17 protein-coding genes and 4 tRNA genes are annotated in these 17,944 nt (G+C 46.2%); 15 read left to right on the top strand and 6 right to left on the bottom strand.

The features are described from left to right. Positions 1–64: 64 nt before the first annotated feature. Positions 65–268, bottom strand: coding sequence for a hypothetical protein (locus tag TWT_RS04915; RefSeq protein ID WP_033800008.1), 204 nt, complete (start codon positions 266–268; stop codon positions 65–67). Between the two features lie 250 nt (positions 269–518). On the opposite strand from TWT_RS04915, the gene pgsA reads away from it, so the two are divergent. The 13 genes from pgsA to TWT_RS05005 all read left to right on the top strand — a co-directional run bounded on the left by pgsA (position 519) and on the right by TWT_RS05005 (position 11,719). Further along, positions 519–1,124, top strand: a complete 606-nt coding sequence (gene pgsA / locus TWT_RS03475; protein ID WP_011096571.1) for a CDP-diacylglycerol--glycerol-3-phosphate 3-phosphatidyltransferase — start codon at positions 519–521, stop codon at positions 1,122–1,124. Between the two features lie 194 nt (positions 1,125–1,318). Then, the gene (gene recA / locus TWT_RS03470) at positions 1,319–2,632 is read left to right on the top strand and encodes a recombinase RecA (protein WP_011096570.1); all 1,314 of its coding nucleotides are present in this window, start codon (positions 1,319–1,321) and stop codon (positions 2,630–2,632) included. 14 nt (positions 2,633–2,646) lie between these two features. Continuing rightward, on the top strand, positions 2,647–4,059 hold the full coding sequence (gene miaB / locus TWT_RS03465; RefSeq protein WP_011102681.1) for a tRNA (N6-isopentenyl adenosine(37)-C2)-methylthiotransferase MiaB: 1,413 nt from the start codon (positions 2,647–2,649) through the stop codon (positions 4,057–4,059). Between the two features lie 75 nt (positions 4,060–4,134). Next, positions 4,135–5,040 (top strand): tRNA (adenosine(37)-N6)-dimethylallyltransferase MiaA, encoded by a 906-nt coding sequence (gene miaA, locus TWT_RS03460; protein WP_011102680.1) that lies wholly within the window; start codon positions 4,135–4,137, stop codon positions 5,038–5,040. 263 nt (positions 5,041–5,303) lie between these two features. Continuing rightward, a complete protein-coding gene (locus TWT_RS05215) occupies positions 5,304–6,245 on the top strand; it encodes a WND domain-containing WiSP protein (RefSeq protein WP_237696837.1) in 942 nt (313 codons plus the stop codon). After that, positions 6,127–6,693, top strand: coding sequence for a putative Ig domain-containing protein (locus TWT_RS05210; RefSeq protein WP_411353942.1), 567 nt, complete (start codon positions 6,127–6,129; stop codon positions 6,691–6,693). Before TWT_RS05215 ends, TWT_RS05210 begins: the two co-directional genes overlap by 119 nt. After that, a complete protein-coding gene (locus TWT_RS05205; protein ID WP_044143938.1) occupies positions 6,674–7,399 on the top strand; it encodes a putative Ig domain-containing protein in 726 nt (241 codons plus the stop codon). The genes TWT_RS05210 and TWT_RS05205 overlap by 20 nt, the downstream gene beginning before the upstream one ends. A gap of 223 nt (positions 7,400–7,622) precedes the next feature. Continuing rightward, a complete protein-coding gene (gene glmS, locus TWT_RS03435) occupies positions 7,623–9,473 on the top strand; it encodes a glutamine--fructose-6-phosphate transaminase (isomerizing) (protein ID WP_011102677.1) in 1,851 nt (616 codons plus the stop codon). Next, positions 9,470–9,688 carry a hypothetical protein gene (locus tag TWT_RS05105; protein ID WP_044143937.1) on the top strand — a complete coding sequence of 73 codons (219 nt, stop codon included), beginning with the start codon at positions 9,470–9,472 and terminating at the stop codon, positions 9,686–9,688. Before glmS ends, TWT_RS05105 begins: the two co-directional genes overlap by 4 nt. A 123-nt stretch (positions 9,689–9,811) precedes the next feature. Next, the gene (locus TWT_RS04910) at positions 9,812–9,955 is read left to right on the top strand and encodes a hypothetical protein (protein ID WP_155105148.1); all 144 of its coding nucleotides are present in this window, start codon (positions 9,812–9,814) and stop codon (positions 9,953–9,955) included. A gap of 330 nt (positions 9,956–10,285) precedes the next feature. After that, complete coding sequence (locus TWT_RS05010; protein ID WP_166806560.1) at positions 10,286–10,573, top strand: hypothetical protein; 288 nt, start codon at positions 10,286–10,288, stop codon at positions 10,571–10,573. Between the two features lie 542 nt (positions 10,574–11,115). Further along, positions 11,116–11,496 carry a putative Ig domain-containing protein gene (locus TWT_RS03425; protein ID WP_166806559.1) on the top strand — a complete coding sequence of 127 codons (381 nt, stop codon included), beginning with the start codon at positions 11,116–11,118 and terminating at the stop codon, positions 11,494–11,496. Then, positions 11,477–11,719, top strand: coding sequence for a hypothetical protein (locus TWT_RS05005; RefSeq protein ID WP_166806558.1), 243 nt, complete (start codon positions 11,477–11,479; stop codon positions 11,717–11,719). Before TWT_RS03425 ends, TWT_RS05005 begins: the two co-directional genes overlap by 20 nt. A gap of 38 nt (positions 11,720–11,757) precedes the next feature. On the opposite strand, the gene TWT_RS03420 is transcribed toward TWT_RS05005, so the two are convergent. Further along, a tRNA-Gln gene (locus TWT_RS03420) sits at positions 11,758–11,828 on the bottom strand. 3 nt (positions 11,829–11,831) lie between these two features. Then, a complete protein-coding gene (locus tag TWT_RS03415; RefSeq protein WP_011102676.1) occupies positions 11,832–13,235 on the bottom strand; it encodes a 4-(cytidine 5'-diphospho)-2-C-methyl-D-erythritol kinase in 1,404 nt (467 codons plus the stop codon). Between the two features lie 649 nt (positions 13,236–13,884). Between TWT_RS03415 and TWT_RS03410 the strand changes: the two genes are divergently transcribed. Continuing rightward, positions 13,885–14,151, top strand: coding sequence for a putative Ig domain-containing protein (locus TWT_RS03410; RefSeq protein ID WP_044143935.1), 267 nt, complete (start codon positions 13,885–13,887; stop codon positions 14,149–14,151). Positions 14,152–15,012: 861 nt separating this feature from the next. Further along, the gene (locus TWT_RS03395) at positions 15,013–16,107 is read left to right on the top strand and encodes a VIT1/CCC1 transporter family protein (RefSeq protein ID WP_011102674.1); all 1,095 of its coding nucleotides are present in this window, start codon (positions 15,013–15,015) and stop codon (positions 16,105–16,107) included. Between the two features lie 681 nt (positions 16,108–16,788). On the opposite strand, the gene TWT_RS03390 is transcribed toward TWT_RS03395, so the two are convergent. The 3 genes from TWT_RS03390 to TWT_RS03380 all read right to left on the bottom strand — a co-directional run bounded on the left by TWT_RS03390 (position 16,789) and on the right by TWT_RS03380 (position 17,025). Beyond that, positions 16,789–16,861: transfer RNA gene (locus tag TWT_RS03390), tRNA-Phe, on the bottom strand. A gap of 5 nt (positions 16,862–16,866) precedes the next feature. Further along, positions 16,867–16,940, bottom strand: a tRNA-Asp gene (locus TWT_RS03385). Positions 16,941–16,952: 12 nt separating this feature from the next. Then, positions 16,953–17,025, bottom strand: a tRNA-Glu gene (locus tag TWT_RS03380). Between the last annotated feature and the right edge of the window lie 919 nt (positions 17,026–17,944).

Below are 17,944 nucleotides of genomic sequence, written 5' to 3'. Positions count from 1 at the left end.
CATTTCCTGTTTGCATTTCCTGTTTTACTGAATGCGCTGAGTTACAACTTGACCTGTGGACTTATTACGCTCCTGCCAAGCCTGCGGCCCCTGCACCTACTGAGGCTGCTGCACCATCGGCACCCAAACCCGCTGCAGCCAAGCCTGCAGCACCTTCTAAGCCTGCTCCTGCCAGGCCTGCTGCTCCATCAGCAAAACCACCTGCACCTACTGCGGCCCCTGCACCACCCGCACCTGCTAAACCCGCCGCAGCTAAGCCTTCATCCACTGTTGCAAATACTCAGGCAACCAAGCTTGCTCCTGGTAAACCTGGTAAGCCTACTGAGGCAACCCACGCTCCTGCCAAACCTACTCAGGCAAACCAGCCTACACAACCACCTTCTGCACCTGCCCTGAATGGCCTTCCTTGCCAATGCTTTCTTGCCGGTGTTGTGGCTTTTGATTATTGACCACCTACCGCAAAAAGCAACACATTCAGTCGCGAACATGAAAAATCGCATTTTGATACACTGCAACATGTGCTGCCAAACGTTATAACCTGTACAAGAATTGCTTTTGCTTTTCCGCTTTTTTTTCTATGTCTTGATAAGGATTTTCGCTGGCTCACACTTTGCCTCTTCCTTATTGGGATGCTAACGGACGGGCTTGATGGATTTATTGCACGTAAATACAATTCTGTCAGCAAATTTGGTGCTTTGCTAGACCCAATTGCTGACAAGATTCTTGTTGCTTCAGTTGTTCTCCCGCTTTGCATTCTTGGTGAGATACCGTGGTGGGTATTTGTAGTTATTTTCTTGCGGGAAGTATCAGTAACCATTTTTCGTCTGATTGTCGCAAAGAGGAAAGTAATTTCTGCAAACACGTGGGGCAAGGCTAAGACAGTAGTGCAGACACTTGCTTTTTCCGTTGCCCTCTTGCCGATTTTTGCAGCACCGGATCAGATGTATTCTTCAAACCCGTCACTCAGCGATTATGTTGGTGGATTAGGCGATTCGGTGATTTTTTTTCCGCCCATTTCCACGGGGCTTTCTTTTGTGAGGACCGGACTTATTTTTGCTGCAGTTTTTATAACTGCCTGTACGGGTATTGTGTATTGTGTTGCAGCTTGTAGGCTCAAACACTAAGCTTGATGCCTGAAAATTGTAATCCCTTCTGTGAAATACTCTTTTATGATTATTCACCTCAACGTATCGCCCGGGTGTGAGGTTTTGTTATCCTTGTGGACGTTAACTTATGCACAAGATGGTGTTTTTGCTAGTTTTTTACCCGGTATTCATGTATTTTTCTTGTGTACGGAAACGGGAGGTTTGGAATAACGGTGTCATCTAACGATCAGATAAATCGCACGCGCGCGCTAGAGCTTGCTTTAGCAAATATAGATCGCCAATATGGCAAAGGCGCTGTTATGCGCATGAACGATGCCCAGAAAGCGTATATAGACGTTATACCAACTGGTTCCATTGCACTTGATTATGCACTTGGGGTTGGAGGTCTGCCTCGCGGCCGGATTGTTGAGATATACGGTCCTGAATCAAGCGGTAAAACCACTTTGACTCTACACGCAATAGCAAGTGTCCAGCGCGCTGGTGGCATTGCTGCGTTCATAGATGCCGAGCATGCACTTGATCCGGAGTATGCAAAAAAACTTGGGGTTGATATTGATGCGCTTCTTGTCAGCCAACCTGATAGCGGCGAGCAGGCATTGGAGATATCGGATATGTTAATTCGCTCAACAGCAATTGACCTGATTGTCATAGATTCCGTTGCTGCGCTTGTCCCGCGAGCTGAACTTGAGGGTGATATGGGGGATATGCATGTTGGCCTCCAGGCACGGCTCATGTCTCAGGCTCTGAGAAAGATAACATCCGGGCTGAATCAGACCGGAACGACCGCTATATTTATCAATCAACTTCGTGAAAAGGTTGGTGTTTTTTTTGGCAGTCCAGAAACAACTCCCGGCGGCCGTGCTCTAAAGTTTTATGCTTCAGTTAGGCTTGATATTCGTCGAGTCGAAACCATCAAGCAGGGCACAGAGGCTGTTGGAAACCGTACGCGCGTTAAGGTGGTGAAAAACAAAGTTGCACCGCCCTTCAAACAGGCCGAGTTCGACGTTCTGTACGGGGTTGGTATTTCCCGAGAAAGCGGCTTGATCGATTTTGCAGTTGATAGGGGAATCATTAAAAAATCAGGATCGTGGTACGTCTATGGCGATGATCAGTTGGGGCAGGGTAAGGAGAATGCTCGTCGGTTTCTCTTAGAGAATAAGAGCGTCGCGGATGAGATCGAGAATAAAATAATCAGCCTTTTAGGTTTCAGGTCGAACGAGTTCGGTGATTTGCCAGATCATGATGCCGCTGTGCGCACTAGTCCTGACACAAATTCCCGTAAAGTGAGTGGAACTGGCGCCGTACACACAACATCCGGTAGCCCGTCCGCCGGCAAAGGTACTGCCTCCGGTGCTGTAAACAATTCACGCGACTCTACTGGTGGCGATACACCGGCTGGCCAGGGCCCTTTAAACTTATCTGTAAATCGTGACGTATCGACTGATACTGTTTCGTCTAAGATAAGTGATGCTACACATAATCAAAAGCCCGCGGGTAATGGAAAAAGTGTTAAGAGAAAGGGTTAGTTATCCCAAAACCGTTGACCTATACCGTTAGAACGTATGGATGTCAAATGAACGTCCATGACTCAGAGCGTATTGCTGGGGTCCTGGAGGATGAGGGTTATGTAAAATCCGGTAGTGACGATGCGGATGTTGTTGTTCTTAATACCTGTGCGGTCAGAGAGAATGCTGATAACAGATTTTATGGCAATTTGGGGCAGCTTCTTCAAAAAAAGAATAACGGTCGGATCAGGCAGATAGCAGTTGGTGGGTGTTTGGCCCAGAAAGATCGGCATAAGATTTTTGAAAAAGCCCCGTGGGTTGATGTTGTATTCGGAACCCACAATTTGGGCTCTCTTCCTGCCCTGTTGCGCAGGTCGCGACACAATAAAACTGCAGAAATAGAAATAAAGGATTTTCTTGAGACTTTCCCATCCTCTTTACCGGTAAGACGTGAATCCAATTATTCAGCATGGGTGTCTATCTCGGTTGGATGCAACAACACGTGCACTTTTTGTATTGTTCCAAGCTTGCGCGGCAAAGAGCGCGACAGGCGCCCGGGTGACATCCTAGCGGAAATAAGTGCTCTAGTCTCTGAAGGTGTTCTCGAGGTTACCCTGCTTGGACAGAATGTCAATACATATGGAGTTGAATTTGGTGATAGGAGCGCTTTTGCATCCCTTCTCAGGAAAGCTGGAGCTATAGAGGGTCTTGAGCGACTCAAGTTTACAAGCCCGCATCCAGCTGCTTTTACGAGTGACGTTATAGATGCGATGCACGATACCCAGGCTGTTCTGCCGCAATTGCATATGCCTCTTCAATCCGGTTCGGATCGCATTTTACGCGCGATGCGCCGTTCGTATAGAGCAGGCAAGTTCTTGAAAATAATCTCTGAGGCCCGCAACAAGATACCCAATATCGCAATTACAACAGATATCATTGTTGGCTTCCCGGGCGAAACAGAAGAGGATTTTCAGGACACCCTCAACCTTGTAGCCGAGGTACGCTTCGCATCGGCGTTTACCTTTCAGTACTCTCCTCGCCCAGGAACCCCTGCTGCATCTATGCCTAACCAAATACCAGGTGATATTGTCCAAGAACGGTATGAACGTTTACTGGACTTGCAAAATAGAATAGCCCTTGAGGAGAATCGGAAGCTGATTGGAAAGGAGGTGGAGCTTCTTGTTACTGTTGGTGGCAGGAAAGATTCTATGCTGGATAATCGGTATACAGGTAGAACACCCTGTGGTAGGCTCGTCCACTTTTCGTGCCTACACCAACTGCGCCCGGGCGATTTTGCAACCGTAAAAATTATTTACGCCGCGCCGTACCACCTGATCGGGGATAATGCGCTTACGGTACGCAGAACACCAGCGGGCGATGTCTGGATTCAGAAGAACGACACGCGATCAGCGCAGCTTGTGTCGTTGGGTATGCCAAGAATTCGATAACATAGATTATTCGATACCGTGAATTCGGTATTACCAGCGCTATATGGATTTGTTTCCTGGTTTTCTATTTCATAAGTGTTAGCTGTAGCTTTTGTAGGCGCAACCGGTACGGGAAAGAGTTTGTTATCACTTGATGCAGCCCGTGACTTCAACGGGCACATAGTGAATGCTGACTCAATGCAGCTTTACCGTGATATGGATATTGGGACCGCAAAATTGTCTCACAGCGCCCGACAAGGCATACCACACCATCAGATAGACGTGATTGACCCAAGTAGTGAAGCCAGTGTGGCCCGCTATAAGCTCTCTGCCCAGACTTGCATTAAGCACATTCACGCCCTCAATAGTATTCCGTTTCTTGTTGGAGGGTCGGGTTTATATGTCTCATCTGTAGTCCACAATTTGCAATTTCCTCCAACAGATGGCAGAGTCAGAAAGTTACTTGAGGACGAGGCTGATAAGAGCGGCATTGGCGTACTACATGACAGGCTGCTAAAGCTCCATCCCGGATTTACAGTTTCCAGGGGCAACCGAAGGCGGATTATCAGGGCCCTTGAAGTGGCATATATAACGGGCCGTTCCCCCAACCCCGTTCTTCCGTTACAAAATCGAGCAAATAATTTTATTGTCATAAATCTTATTTGTGATAAAGGAACTTTGGATATCCGTCTTCAAAAACGCGTTGAGTCATTCTATGACAATGGCCTGATTGATGAGGTAAGACTGCTGCAGGAGAAATACGTCCTTGGCAGAACAGCCGCTAAGGCAATTGGGTACAAGCAGGCAATTATGTATTTGGCGGGTGAAATCAGCTGCGCGGATGCAAAGGATAGCACCCTTCAGGAGACTATTAGGCTCGCGAATAAGCAGATCAAGTGGTTTAGACGATATTCCGGACAACACATTGTCGACACAACGGATATGTCTGTTGCATATGAACAGATTCGTTCTATTCTCAATAAATCTTTTCGTATATCATGACTTTATATTCTGCGTGTGCGTGCAAATGCCTGCTTCTTATTCAAAACTTATGTCACATCCAAAATTTGTCGCTAAAGTGTCATTCATTATTTATCACACACTAAGCAGTAAAATATGCTAGAATTGCCACACACTGATAGATCTTACAGACGTGGGTTGTTATGAGTGCGAGGGGTGTAATTATGGTTAAGGTGGTAGCTAGATGCATGTGTGCGCTGTTTCAAACCCCCCAAAACAGAAAACAAAACAGAAGGGGGGGGGGATTGCCAACATCGCCTAACCCTCTCTCTTACCTCACCAAAGCCTTTACCTTACTATTAACCCTTCTCCTCCTATCATCCCTACAATATGAAACAGCCTTTGCCAGACAGACACCTCCTGCTCTATCCCTCCTATCATCTGTTTCATCTACATCTGTTTCATCTAATACCAAATACACAAGAGTAAGTAATACAAATACACAAGAAGTATGTGTAACAACTAACACAAATGTATCTCTCCTAATAGATCCTGTTACAAGCAGTACAAAACAAACCCTGTCCTGCACCCCATCTCTCTTACCCCAACCACAGACACATATATATGTCCCATACACAGATACATCCTCATACCTATATGTCCCATATATAACCAACACACATATATCTCTCTATTACACAGATAAGAAAGCAGATCCATCATCTTTCCTAACCTTCCCTCATACAGACATAGCAACCCCATACGGAGATGAGAAAGTAATCTCCATAACAAAGACAACAACCAATCTCATAGCTCTCCTAACAACCCGTAACATCTTCTTCTTTGACATACATGTAACAGAGAAACCAAAGATAACTGTTCCCATACACAAACAGATAGATAACACATATCTCTCAGACATACCATCACTCAGAAACTCCAGATACACCTTCTCTCTAACACACCCAAACAAAGACATAACCATAGATAGATACACCGGACAGATACATCTCTCATCCCTACCAACATCTCCCATAACAGCCATAGCCATAAACAGAGACACAACCACCCATATCACCTATGCAATAGATACACACAACCCAACAACCTCTCACAGATCTAAGAGAGCTGCCACCATACGATCACCCAGGAGGCATCTTTGGCAGCATAATCGATGGCCTAAGCGGAGTTGCAGGCGGACTCTCAAACTCCATCCTGGGCTCCAGTACTACACCATCTCTATCTAACCAAGCCACAGGTGTATCTATAGGTCAGAGTACTATAACTATTACACCCAAGTCAAAAGGTGCCCCTTTATCCGGTTATATAGCTACACCTACAGGTGTTACATCTGGTGGAACTAATGCTACAGGTCTACCTAAAGGACTAACCCTTAATTCCTCTGGAACCATAACAGGAAGTATAGATACAGGTGTTAGCCAAGGTATATATACAGTAGTAGTAACTGCCACTGCATCAAAAACATCAATTGTTAGTGCAACATATACCCTTCTTGTTACCAGTACTACACCATCTCTATCTGGCACAACCATAACCATATACACAACAACACCTGTCAGCTTATCTGTAACAGGTTTTATAACCAGTTACGCAATAAACCCAACCACCCCAACAGACACATCCAGTCAAAAAACAGACACCGTAACCATCAATATTGATACCAGTAACCCTTGATAAAACCAATGGCAATATAACAATCACCCCAAGTATTGTGCCTGGAACATATACAGTAACTATTACTGCAACTGCACCTTCCTATACTTCCTCTGCTACAACCCTTACTAGTACAACTGTTACTGCTGTATATACCCTTGTGCTAAGTAGTATGAAATTCTTCCAAAGGGTCAAATACTATATAACCAAGCCATTCAAAGCCATATACAGTTGGTTCTCTCACACTTGCACCCCAGTCCACCACACAACAACCCAAGGCATCCTTGCAGGTCTTGCCACCGCCCTCCTACCTGCCGCAGTAACAACACTGGTTGATGCCTACAATGCTTTTTACTCTGCAGCACATAATTCAGATGCATGTTATGACTGGAAAAGCTATGCCTATCCAGCAGCATCTCTATATGGGCAAGTTGGCATTAAGGCCTTGTATAGAAAGATATCTGCCCATTTACCTAGTTTTTCTGGCTGGGGTGGTAAGTTTTTCCGAGCTTTTATGTCTGCTGTTTCTGTTGGAGGTGTTTATTTCTTGCCGTTTTATCTTTATGGTAAATTAGTTAAAAAGCCAGCTTCATCATCCGGTTCGGGATCTAATTCAAATAATTCAAGTTTGTCAGGTATTATTCGTAATTATTTCACTGGTAATTGGCGAACGCTTTTGCCAGGGTTGTTTGCCCTAGCTTTGACTTTGTTAACTTTATGGTTCTAGGGTGTTTTATTATGAATTTAGATTTTTCCGTGCGGTTTTAATGTGAAACCGCACGGAAAAATTTTTTTTAGGGTTTCCATTTATCTAGCTCGGTAAGTGGAATGCTTCTGTTAGCAGAATAAATCCGGAAATTCGTCTATTTTTGGTTATGTGTGAAGCTCTGTTCGCTTACAATAAAGAAATTACAAAAATCTGAACAACCAAGATGATACACTGAAGTTCCATGTGTGGGATCATTGGTTATTCTGGCCCGCGCCCTGCGGCAGAGGTTCTGTTAAAAGGCTTAGAGCGCCTTGAATACAGGGGCTACGATTCTGCAGGTATCGCGGTTGTAACAGATAAAGCTTATATTGAGAGCGTAAAGAAATCCGGAAAGCTTAATGTCCTAAAAACATGCCTTGAAAGGCGCACAACACCCATTGTTGGGTCTACAGGAATTGGTCATACGCGATGGGCAACCCACGGCGAACCCAGTGATAGAAATGCGCATCCACATATGGATACAGAACAGAGCTTAGCAATAGTTCACAACGGGATCATAGAAAACAGCGATGTTTTAAAAAGGGAACTACTTGCGTCGGGAAAAAGCTTCACAAGTGAAACAGACACAGAGGTCGTTGCGCATTTACTGTCTGACGCTTTTAAGAAAACACAAGATCTGGTTCAAGCATTTGTAGAAGTTACGCAGCGACTCGAAGGTGCGTTTGCAGTTGTTGCAATTCACAAAGATCAGCCGAATACCATTGTTGCTGCCAAAAATAATTCACCGCTGCTATTAGGATTTGGTCAGGGTGAGAATTTCCTGGCCAGTGATATTGCTGCATTTGCAGAATATACACAGCGTGTGGCAAATATTGATCAAGAGCGAATAGTCGCTCTATCAGGTGATTCTGTTTACATAACTGATTTTGCTGGGCACCCTGTCGATTATGAAGTACATACCGTAAGCTGGCATCCGGCATCTGTTGATAGTTCCGGCTGGTCATCTTTTATGCTTAAAGAGATCTTTGAAGAACCACAAGCTGTTGAGAATACCCTGAAAGGGCGCACGGAGGATGGCACAGTCATCCTGCCAGAATGTGATCACATCCGGGATGACCTGCTTGCAATAGATAGGGTAGTGCTTGTGGGCTGCGGAACGGCCGCCTACGCGGCAATGACTGCTAGTTACTCTATCGAAGCCTGGGCAGGTTTACCAGTGTCTGTTGAGTTAAGCCACGAATTTAGATACCGCGAACCGGTTCTTAATTCAAAAACTTTAGCTGTATTTATAAGTCAGTCCGGGGAAACCATGGACAGCCTGATGGCCGTTCGGTATGCGCGGCAGGCTGGGGTCAAAACCATTTCTGTTTGTAATGTAATGGACAGTTCTATTCCAAAAGAAAGTCATGCTGTGATATATACCAAAGCCGGCCCCGAAGTAGCTGTTGCGAGTACAAAGTCTTTTGTCTGTCAAATTGTTGTTTTGTACTTGTTGGCACTATACCTTGGACAGTTGCGTGGCTTTCGGTCGATTTTTCCAAGACAGAAAGCGGTTTGCGAGTTAAATCGCTTGCCGGTAAAACTGAAACAGGTTCTGGAGATTTATGAAAGTGTTCGTCAGCTTGCGCATTGGATGAGCGATTCTCGCTCAATTCTGTTTTTAGGTCGACATGCAGGCTATCCGATTGCACTAGAAGCAGCACTGAAGCTAAAAGAGCTCGCGTATATACATGCTGAGGGATTTGCTGCCGGTGAGCTGAAACACGGCCCGATTGCCTTGATTGAGCCGGGACAGCCAGTTTTTGTAATAGTTCCATCACCGGTTGGTTCGCCAATTTTGCACGCGAAGGTTATTTCGAATATTCGAGAAATAAAATCCCGTGGTGCTAGGATCATTGCTATTGCCGCAGAGGGCGACTCGGCTGTTTTACCACACACTGATAGCGTTTTGAGGATACCGCTTACGCGTTACAGTTTTGAGCCACTTTTATCTATAGTACCCCTGCAGATCTTTGCCCTTGAGCTAGCCGCTGATAAGGGGTTTGATGTCGATCGCCCCAGAAATCTGGCCAAAAGCGTTACAGTTGAGTGAACCTTGCCCCTATTCGAGAAATAAAATCCCCATCATTGCTATTGCTGCAGAGGGCGACTCGGCTGTTTTACCACGCGCTGATAGCCTTATCCCCTGATGTTACTGTTGCCGCCATCCTTATTACCCTGCCAGTCACCCTTGCCGGTCTTGCAGGCACCGTCCTACCCGCCGCAGTAACAACACTGCCCCCGCTAGTGTTACAAGACCTTTGCTGACCTTACCCCTGTTATGGGTATCCGCGCCGCTGTGTATATCTGTGTCACAGTGTATATCACACTGCAGTAACCATACCAAGTGCCACAATTAGCACTGTTACCTCCACTGTCACTGATAGCGTTTTGAGGATACCGCTTACGCGTTACAGTTTTGAGCCACTTTTATCTATAGTACCCCTGCAGATCTTTGCCCTTGAGCTAGCCGCTGATAAGGGGTTTGATGTCGATCGCCCCAGAAATCTGGCCAAAAGCGTTACAGTTGAGTGAACCTTGCCCCTATTCGAGAAATAAAATCCCCATCATTGCTATTGCTGCAGAGGGCGACTCGGCTGTTTTACCACGCGCTGATAGCCTTATCCCCTGATGTTACTGTTGCCGACACCCTTATCACCCTTACCAGTCACATTTGCAAACGCCCTCCTACCTGCCGCAGTAACAACACTGCCCCCGCTAGTGTTACAAGACCTTTGCTGACCTTACCCCTGTTATGGGTATCCGCGCCGCTGTGTATATCTGTGTCACAGTGTATATCACACTGCAGTAACCATACCAAGTGCCACAATTAGCACTGTTACCTCCACTGTCACTGATAGCGTTTTGAGGATACCGCTTACGCGTTACAGTTTTGAGCCACTTTTATCTATAGTACCCCTGCAGATCTTTGCCCTTGAGCTAGCCGCTGATAAGGGGTTCGGACACCTTCTGTGTGTGCGCCTGTACGTGCGGGTCATTCGTGTTTGTGAATGTATGAGCCGCCAGGGTTGCACTGCCCCCAGACAATCATCCGGAAGCTTCTTGGGCGGCATTACCAATGCCCTAAGCAGTATCGCAGGCTCCATCCTGGATCAACATACGACACAACTAATCCCACAGAGTTACATGTAACCTCTGCCAGCGTTACTGGTTACCTATATTGTGTTACAGGTTACTCCACACCCGCGAACCGGTAACCCCTGTTGCGTGACATGTCACCTCTGTTGTGTTACGTGTAACTCATACCAGCGCGACTGGTAATACGATCACCCAGAGACCCACTCAGTGACCTAGGCAATACCCTAGCCGGGACTCACAGGCTCCATCCTGGGTGGATCTGCATCTCTATCTGCCACAGCCCAATCCATCGCATAGCAAGGCACCGCACTCAAGTCCAAACAAGCCAAGGTTTCCTTGGTCTTGTTGCAGGCACCGTCCTACCTACCGCAGTAACCGACGTGTAAACTAACTCTATAAACCAACGTGGTTATAAGGTAAATCATCCGGAAGCTTCTTTGGCGGCATACTCGGTAGCATAGGCGGATTCTTGGGTTTATCACCATCTCTATCTGCCACAGCCACAGGTGTATCTATAGGTCAGAGTACTATAACTATTACACCCAACGCAAGAGGTTCTCCAACCAGTTATATAGCTACACCCATAAATGTTATATATGGCAGATGCTACATCTGGTGGAACTAATGCCACAGGTCTACCTAAAGGACTAGGTATTGATAAAACCAATGGCAATATAACAATCACCCCAAGTATTGTGCCTGGAACATATACAGTAACTATTACTGCAACTGCACCTTCCTATACTTCCTCTGCTACAACCCTTACTAGTACAAGTGTTAGTGCAACATATACATTTCTTGTTACCAGTACAGCACCATCTCTATCTGGTACAACCATAACCATATACACAACAACACCTGTCAGCTTATCTGTAACAGGTTTTATAACCGGTTACACAATAAGCCCAACCACCCTAACCACATCCAGTCAAAAAACCCACACCGTAACCATCAATATTGATACCAGTAACCCTTGATAGAACCAATGGAACCACAACAACATATATCCAGACAGGTAACGACATAACCCTACCTATGGGCGCTGCAGTGTATGTTATGGAATTGTTTATTGTTGAATTGCACAGTTACGTATATTGGCTACACCATACAACCAAAGGAACCATACAAGGAAGCATACAAGGAAGCATAGATACAGGTGTTAGTACGGGCACAGAAGTATCCAGCATACCCAGTTTCTAAACTTTTACCGATAAACACGTAAGGAGAAACACGAAGCGCTCCGCCTCTAGGATTCGAACCTAGACCAACAGCTCCAAAGGCTGCTGTGCTGCCGTTACACCAAAGCGGATTATTACGTCTGCCAGTATATACTCGAATACGCCGGAGATGATACTGCTTTGCAGATAACACCCGTGTCTTTCAGGATACTGCATGCCCTATTAGCCGCCTCTGCGTCTTCTGCCAACAGGGCAAGGGTCGGTCCGGATCCGCTTATGATTGCTCGCAGAATCCCAGGGCATCTTTCTGCTGCTTTGATCCGCTCTGCAATTTCTGGCATAAGCATCTTTGCGGCGCTTGTAAGATCATTATGCAAAAGAGCTGCTAGCGCTTCTGGCCCTCTTTTTATTGCCTTTTTTAGCATTTCTGCACACTCTGCTGGGTTGGAAAAAACAGGGTGATGATTGCATCCGGCACCACTGCGCTGTCGATCGAGCTCTTGAAATACCTTGCGAGTGGATAGAGGATGCTTTGAAAAGCATAAAACCCAGTACAGAGTTTGTGTTTCAAAAAAAGTCACACATGAACCGGTTCCGCTTCCATAGGCAGCCCCACCCCAGATTAAAAAGGGTACATCTGCACCGAGTGCACCTGCCTTTCCTAGCAAATCACATCTAGAATAATTTGTTTGCCATGCACTGTTTATCCCAAGCAAGACCGCTGCAGCGTCAGCTGAACCCCCCGCCAGACCAGCGGCAACCGGAATATTCTTCTCAATCGAAATACGCGTACTGGGTAAAATATGTGTATTTTGAAGATCTATATCCTTAGATAGTAAAAGGGCTGCACGCATCGCGAGATCATCCATTGGATTCAAGACGGGATTTCGGCCGTTTGCGTATTCTATTTGTATCGGGAATTGCTCTGTATTTGATACATTCAGCGGTAAAACATTACGCATAGCATGGTTTGACACGTCCGTAAAACATTGTGTGTGAGGGTTTTTTACGCATGGGTCTTGTGTGCACCCCAGTCCACCTCGCAGCATTTTGCACGCCTGGGCAATATCCACACACCCCGTACAATCTGACCCAATAGCAGCGATATTTGACTGTGTGCAAATGCAGTGTATTTTGGGACATGGATGCACAACAGGATGGCCATATCTGTTAGTATTCAGCCTGCTAGTGTTCATACAGGGATTATCCTGACCAGAATGTTCTGTCAATTCATTTAGATAGAATTCAGATTGATCCGCATGCACTGAATATTCAGAATGACTAAAAGGTTCCCCCATAGTATTTGCAGTATTTAATGGCTTGCTATGGCTGGCGCGCCAGGTATTACCACCATCGGTTTTCATCTCGCGGGACCTATTGTAAGAATCATCAAGCGTAATGTTTATGTGCTCATAAAGCGATATCCCAAGATATACGGTAAAAAGCCCATGATACCCATCTGGTCGCTTTGGTCCAACCAATAAGATTGGGTTTATTTTTCCTGGGACGCTTACTCTGGTTATTTTTTTTATCATCATGCTTTTATGAATCGGATTGTAAGTGATTTGTTATTGATAATTTCTGCATATTTTATTTTGTTGAATATTTTCACGTCTAATTTTGCTGAAAACTATCAACAAAAACAAGCTGCCCCCAACGATCACCCAGAGGCATCTGGGGCGGCCTACTAGGTGGCATAGCCGGTGGCCTAAGCGGTATCGTAGGTTCCGCAGTAACAAGTCTGGTTAGTAGGGGAGTACTATAACTAGTACACCCAAGACAAGAGGTGCCCCTTTATCCAGTTATATAGCTACACCTACAGATGTTACACCTGTAGGTGTGCCAAGTATTAATGCATACCTGAGCAAGACTTACAACCTCTCACAGATCTAAGAGAGCTGCCCCCAGACAATCATCCGGAGGCTTCTTGGGCAGCCTACTCGGACTCGTAGGCTCCCTCTTTGGTACATCTGCATCTCTATATGGCACAGCGCAACCTGTAACCCCTGCCCGCATTACTGGTAACGCTGTGGTGCGCGACCTGTAACTCGTGTGTTGTGTTACGTGGTTACCTATGTTGTGTTACAGGCTACTCCACACCCGTAAGCGGTCACCTGTTACATCTGTTGCAAACACTAATAAGCCCAACCACCCTAACCACAGACAGTAACACCGTAACCATCAGTATTGATACCAGTAACCCTTGATACAACCAATGGAACCATAACAGGAAGTATAGATACAGGTGTTACACCTGGAGAGTATAAAGTAAGCTTTTATGCTTTTGCTGCACCTGTTGAAGCCCGTGTTACTGCTTACCGGCTTTGCCATCGCAGTAGTAATTACTGTGTAATACACATCCCACACATGACTGTTATCTATACCACTGGCAAGAAGCAATCCTTACCCACAGGCCTTATCCTAAACACAGGTACAACACCAGAGATACACTGACTTCACCACAGAGTGACATGTAACCCCTGCCTGTGTGCAACCGGTTACCCCACACCCGCGACCTGTAACACACACAGAGTTATATGTAACCCCATGCTGTGCCACCTGTAACCACCACAAACATATATTTAAAGGTGAGGGCACAACACATCACACGGCTACCCTGACATATACCGCATATCGTACATTCTTTACTTCTTATACCCGTACTATATATCTACCTGCACCAACCCATGTGCTGTGTAACCGGTAACCAATAACCCAACAACCCCATACACCTAACACAGGCTCTGGCAAGGGTGGTGTGTCAAGTATCAGGGAAGTGCCTGTGCCTTTGCCAGGTGGCAGAGAGACATTCACAGCCACAGTATCAGTGACACGCCTGACCCAAATGACACATGCTGCCAAGTGTTACTGCTGTGCCTTCGACTTTGTCAAATGACAGTAACACTGTGCTGGCACAAACACTGTGCCGTGGATCAGTGACACAGCATCAGCGCAACACGTAACATAGTCAGCAACACATAACACATTCACTCATTACCCTGTGGAACTACACATCTGATGGCAGAAACACTGCGCTATGGATTTATGGGGTGCCAAGTATCAGTGCCACGCCTGACCCAGGTGGCAAATTCACTGCCAGGTGTTACTGCTGTGCCAAGTGTTAATGCTGTATGTATGGATCAGGGTCAGATGGCAGTGTCACAGACACAGCCCCACAAGTGTACTAACCCCACCAATGCACTCACCAAGGGCGGATCAGGTTATGCATCAAACCCAACATCTGCAAATTATTGTGCCAGCGGGGTATATCTGCAAAACTTAGACTGTTACGAAACGGAGATATTACATTAAAACATGAAAGATAACCATGACAGGGAAAGAAAAAAGTGGCGCCGGTATCTACGCAGAGAAATAACCGAGGCGCGCATATACGAAATACTCGCAACCCGTTTTAAACAAAAGCAGATCTTTCTCGATCTTGCCAAGGCAGAAAAGCGCCACGCACAACACTGGCGTAACTTGCTCGGCAACGAGCCGGACCCAAAACCAAAGGATTTCTTGCTGCGCCTAATGGCAAAATACGGTAGCAAGGTAATTGTATTATCCTTTCTGCAAAGAGCCGAAGCAAAGGCACCCTATTTCAGGGATGTAAATGCCGTTCATATGGCAGCAGATGAAACAATACACAAAGAGGTAATTCGCGCTGTTGCTGCCCCAAACAGACAAAGTATATCCGGGCCCTTCCGTGCGGCCGTTTTTGGTATAAATGATGGCCTCGTCTCGAATACAGCTTTGATAGTAACAATGGCAGTTTTTACAGACAATATAACCCTCCTGCTCCTCACTGGATTTGGCGGTCTCTTGTCGGGCAGTCTATCAATGGCTGCTGGTGAATATGTCTCTGTCACAAGTCAAAAAGAACTCATAAACTCCAACACACCTGACCCTGAAAGTTACAAAGCCCTTAGCAACCTATCAATAGATGCAAACGAACTGTCTCTTGTATACCGTGCAAGGGGCATGACTCCTGCCCAAGCTCAGCATCGCGCCAACCGTGTCCTTGAAATAGTGCGCCACACAGACAATCTCCGCCTTCACGTGCCCGATCCAATCACATCCAACCTGAACCAACATCACTCCAATACTACAGGTCTACCAAACGATCATAACCAGGCCCTTGGCAACCCATGGACCGCTGCCATTACAAGTTTTATCCTGTTTGCTACAGGCGCCCTTATCCCTCTCTTGCCATTCCTAATTCCAATTCCCATTCATCTTGCTTTACCAACCTCACTGACCCTCTTTACTCTCTGTCTTTTAATAACAGGTGCAGTAATTGCCCTTTTATCAGGATCAAACATAATCATCAAAGCCTTACGACAACTAATAATAGGTGCCTTAGCAACCATTCTGACATCTATCCTCACACTCTTTTTTGGTCACCACTAAGCTTTAACATGTGTTCATAACACGTGACACAATTACGTGCTAACTGTGTTATGTTCACTTATGATTCAAACACTCAAGAGTGTTATATCCAGGAACCCCAACCACCTCAGGCACATATACATACACAGTTACATATGGAACCACCACAGCGTTACATGTAACTCACACCTGTGTAACCCGTAACCGTGCAACCCGTAACAGGTTTTCTGTAATGCAACATATAACCCCGCCGTGTTACATGTAACGCACACTGCGCAATCTGTAACCACATACACAGTTACATATGGAACTACCACAAAAACCACAGGACTTAGATCAAATGGTGTCTATACAGGTGACTATCTATCCGGTACATGTCGTGCCTGTTTAGGACCACAGGCAATTGCCTATGTGGTAAATTCTCCCACCCCCGTCTACACCACGACAACTGCTGTGGCAACCCCTATTGCTGCAACATATACCTATGTCTTTACTGTTTCTCCTTCTCAGTCAAGTAGCACCGGTAAGGTACGCAAGCGCCGTGACCTTTCTAATCAACCCACCACCCATAATCAATCCACTCAACTATCAGCACAACCATCAGCCCCATGGTGGTTAGTGATGATCACTGGATTATCAGGTCTATTACTAGGATCTGGACTGGCTGCCCTCCCCTTCCTCTTATAAAGAGAGATACAGTTGTGGCTCCGACCGGTATCGATCCGGTGACCTTTCGATTTTCAGTCGAACGCTCTACCAACTGAGCTACAGAGCCATGAGCGACCCTGACGGGACTCGAACCCGCGACCTCCGCCGTGACAGGGCGGCGCGCTAACCAACTGCGCCACAGGGCCAAAGAATAAGGGTGACCCCAACGGGATTTGAACCCGTGCTACCGCCGTGAAAGGGCGGGGTCCTAGGCCTCTAGACGATGGGGCCAGAAAGATGGAAATCATACAGAATGAACCTTCCTACGTTCTATTACTATATACGTATCTATATCAGAGAACCGATGTATCTGTGATATATACGACACAACTAATCCCACAGAGTTACCTGTAACCCCCGGTGTGTAACCTGTTACATCTGTTGCAAACACTAATAAACCCAACCACCCTAACCTGCTGCAGCAAAACCTGCTCCTGCTAAACTTGCGCAACCCGCTGCTACTGAGCTGCCCCCACACAATCATCCGGAGGCCTCTTTGACGGCCTACTCAGTGGCATAGGCTCCCTCTTTGGTACATCTCTATCTATCACAGCGCAACCTGTAACCCCTGCTATGTAACCTGTAACCTATACTGTGCAACCCATTACATGTAACACATAGGCATTGGCACAACCATAACCATATACACAACAACACCTGTCAGCTTATCTGTAACAGGTTTTATAACCAGTTACACAATAAGCCCAACCACCCTAACCACAGACAGTAACACCGTAACCATCAATATTGATACCAGTAACCCTTGACAGAACCAATGGAACCATAACAGGAAGTATAGATACAGGTGTTAGGACAGATTACTGTTAACACGGATTACACTGCGCTGGCAAAAACACTGTGTCATGGATCAGTGACAAGCATAAGTGCCACAGAGGGCCCAAATACCAACCTCACATACCCCACTCACCTAACACAGGGCGGATCAGGTTATTCGTCAAACCCAACATCTGCACCAATGACTGTTATCTATACCACTGGCAGAGGGGAGCCCTTACCCTCCCACCTGTTACCTCCACTGTCACTGCCGGCCTTGTCCCGCTGATGCTGCTGTTGCCGACACCCTTATCACCCTTACCAGTCACATTTGCAAACGCCATCCTACCTGCCGCAGTAACAACACTGGTTAGTA

The organism is Tropheryma whipplei str. Twist (genome assembly GCF_000007485.1).
Lineage (GTDB): Bacteria > Actinomycetota > Actinomycetes > Actinomycetales > Microbacteriaceae > Tropheryma > Tropheryma whipplei.
The sequence above is the reverse complement of the archived record's forward strand: the minus strand, read 5'-3'. Positions and strand labels throughout refer to the sequence as shown.

What these genes read in the sequence shown, in the direction of transcription:
- TWT_RS03415 (WP_011102676.1), bottom strand. Translation starts at nt 13,235, where the DNA reads ATGATGATAAAAAAAATAACCAGAGTAAGCGTCCCAGGAAAAATAAAC.
- TWT_RS03395 (WP_011102674.1), top strand. Translation starts at nt 15,013, where the DNA reads ATGAAAGATAACCATGACAGGGAAAGAAAAAAGTGGCGCCGGTATCTA.
- glmS (WP_011102677.1), top strand. Translation starts at nt 7,623, where the DNA reads ATGTGTGGGATCATTGGTTATTCTGGCCCGCGCCCTGCGGCAGAGGTT.
- TWT_RS03425 (WP_166806559.1), top strand. Translation starts at nt 11,116, where the DNA reads ATGGCAGATGCTACATCTGGTGGAACTAATGCCACAGGTCTACCTAAA.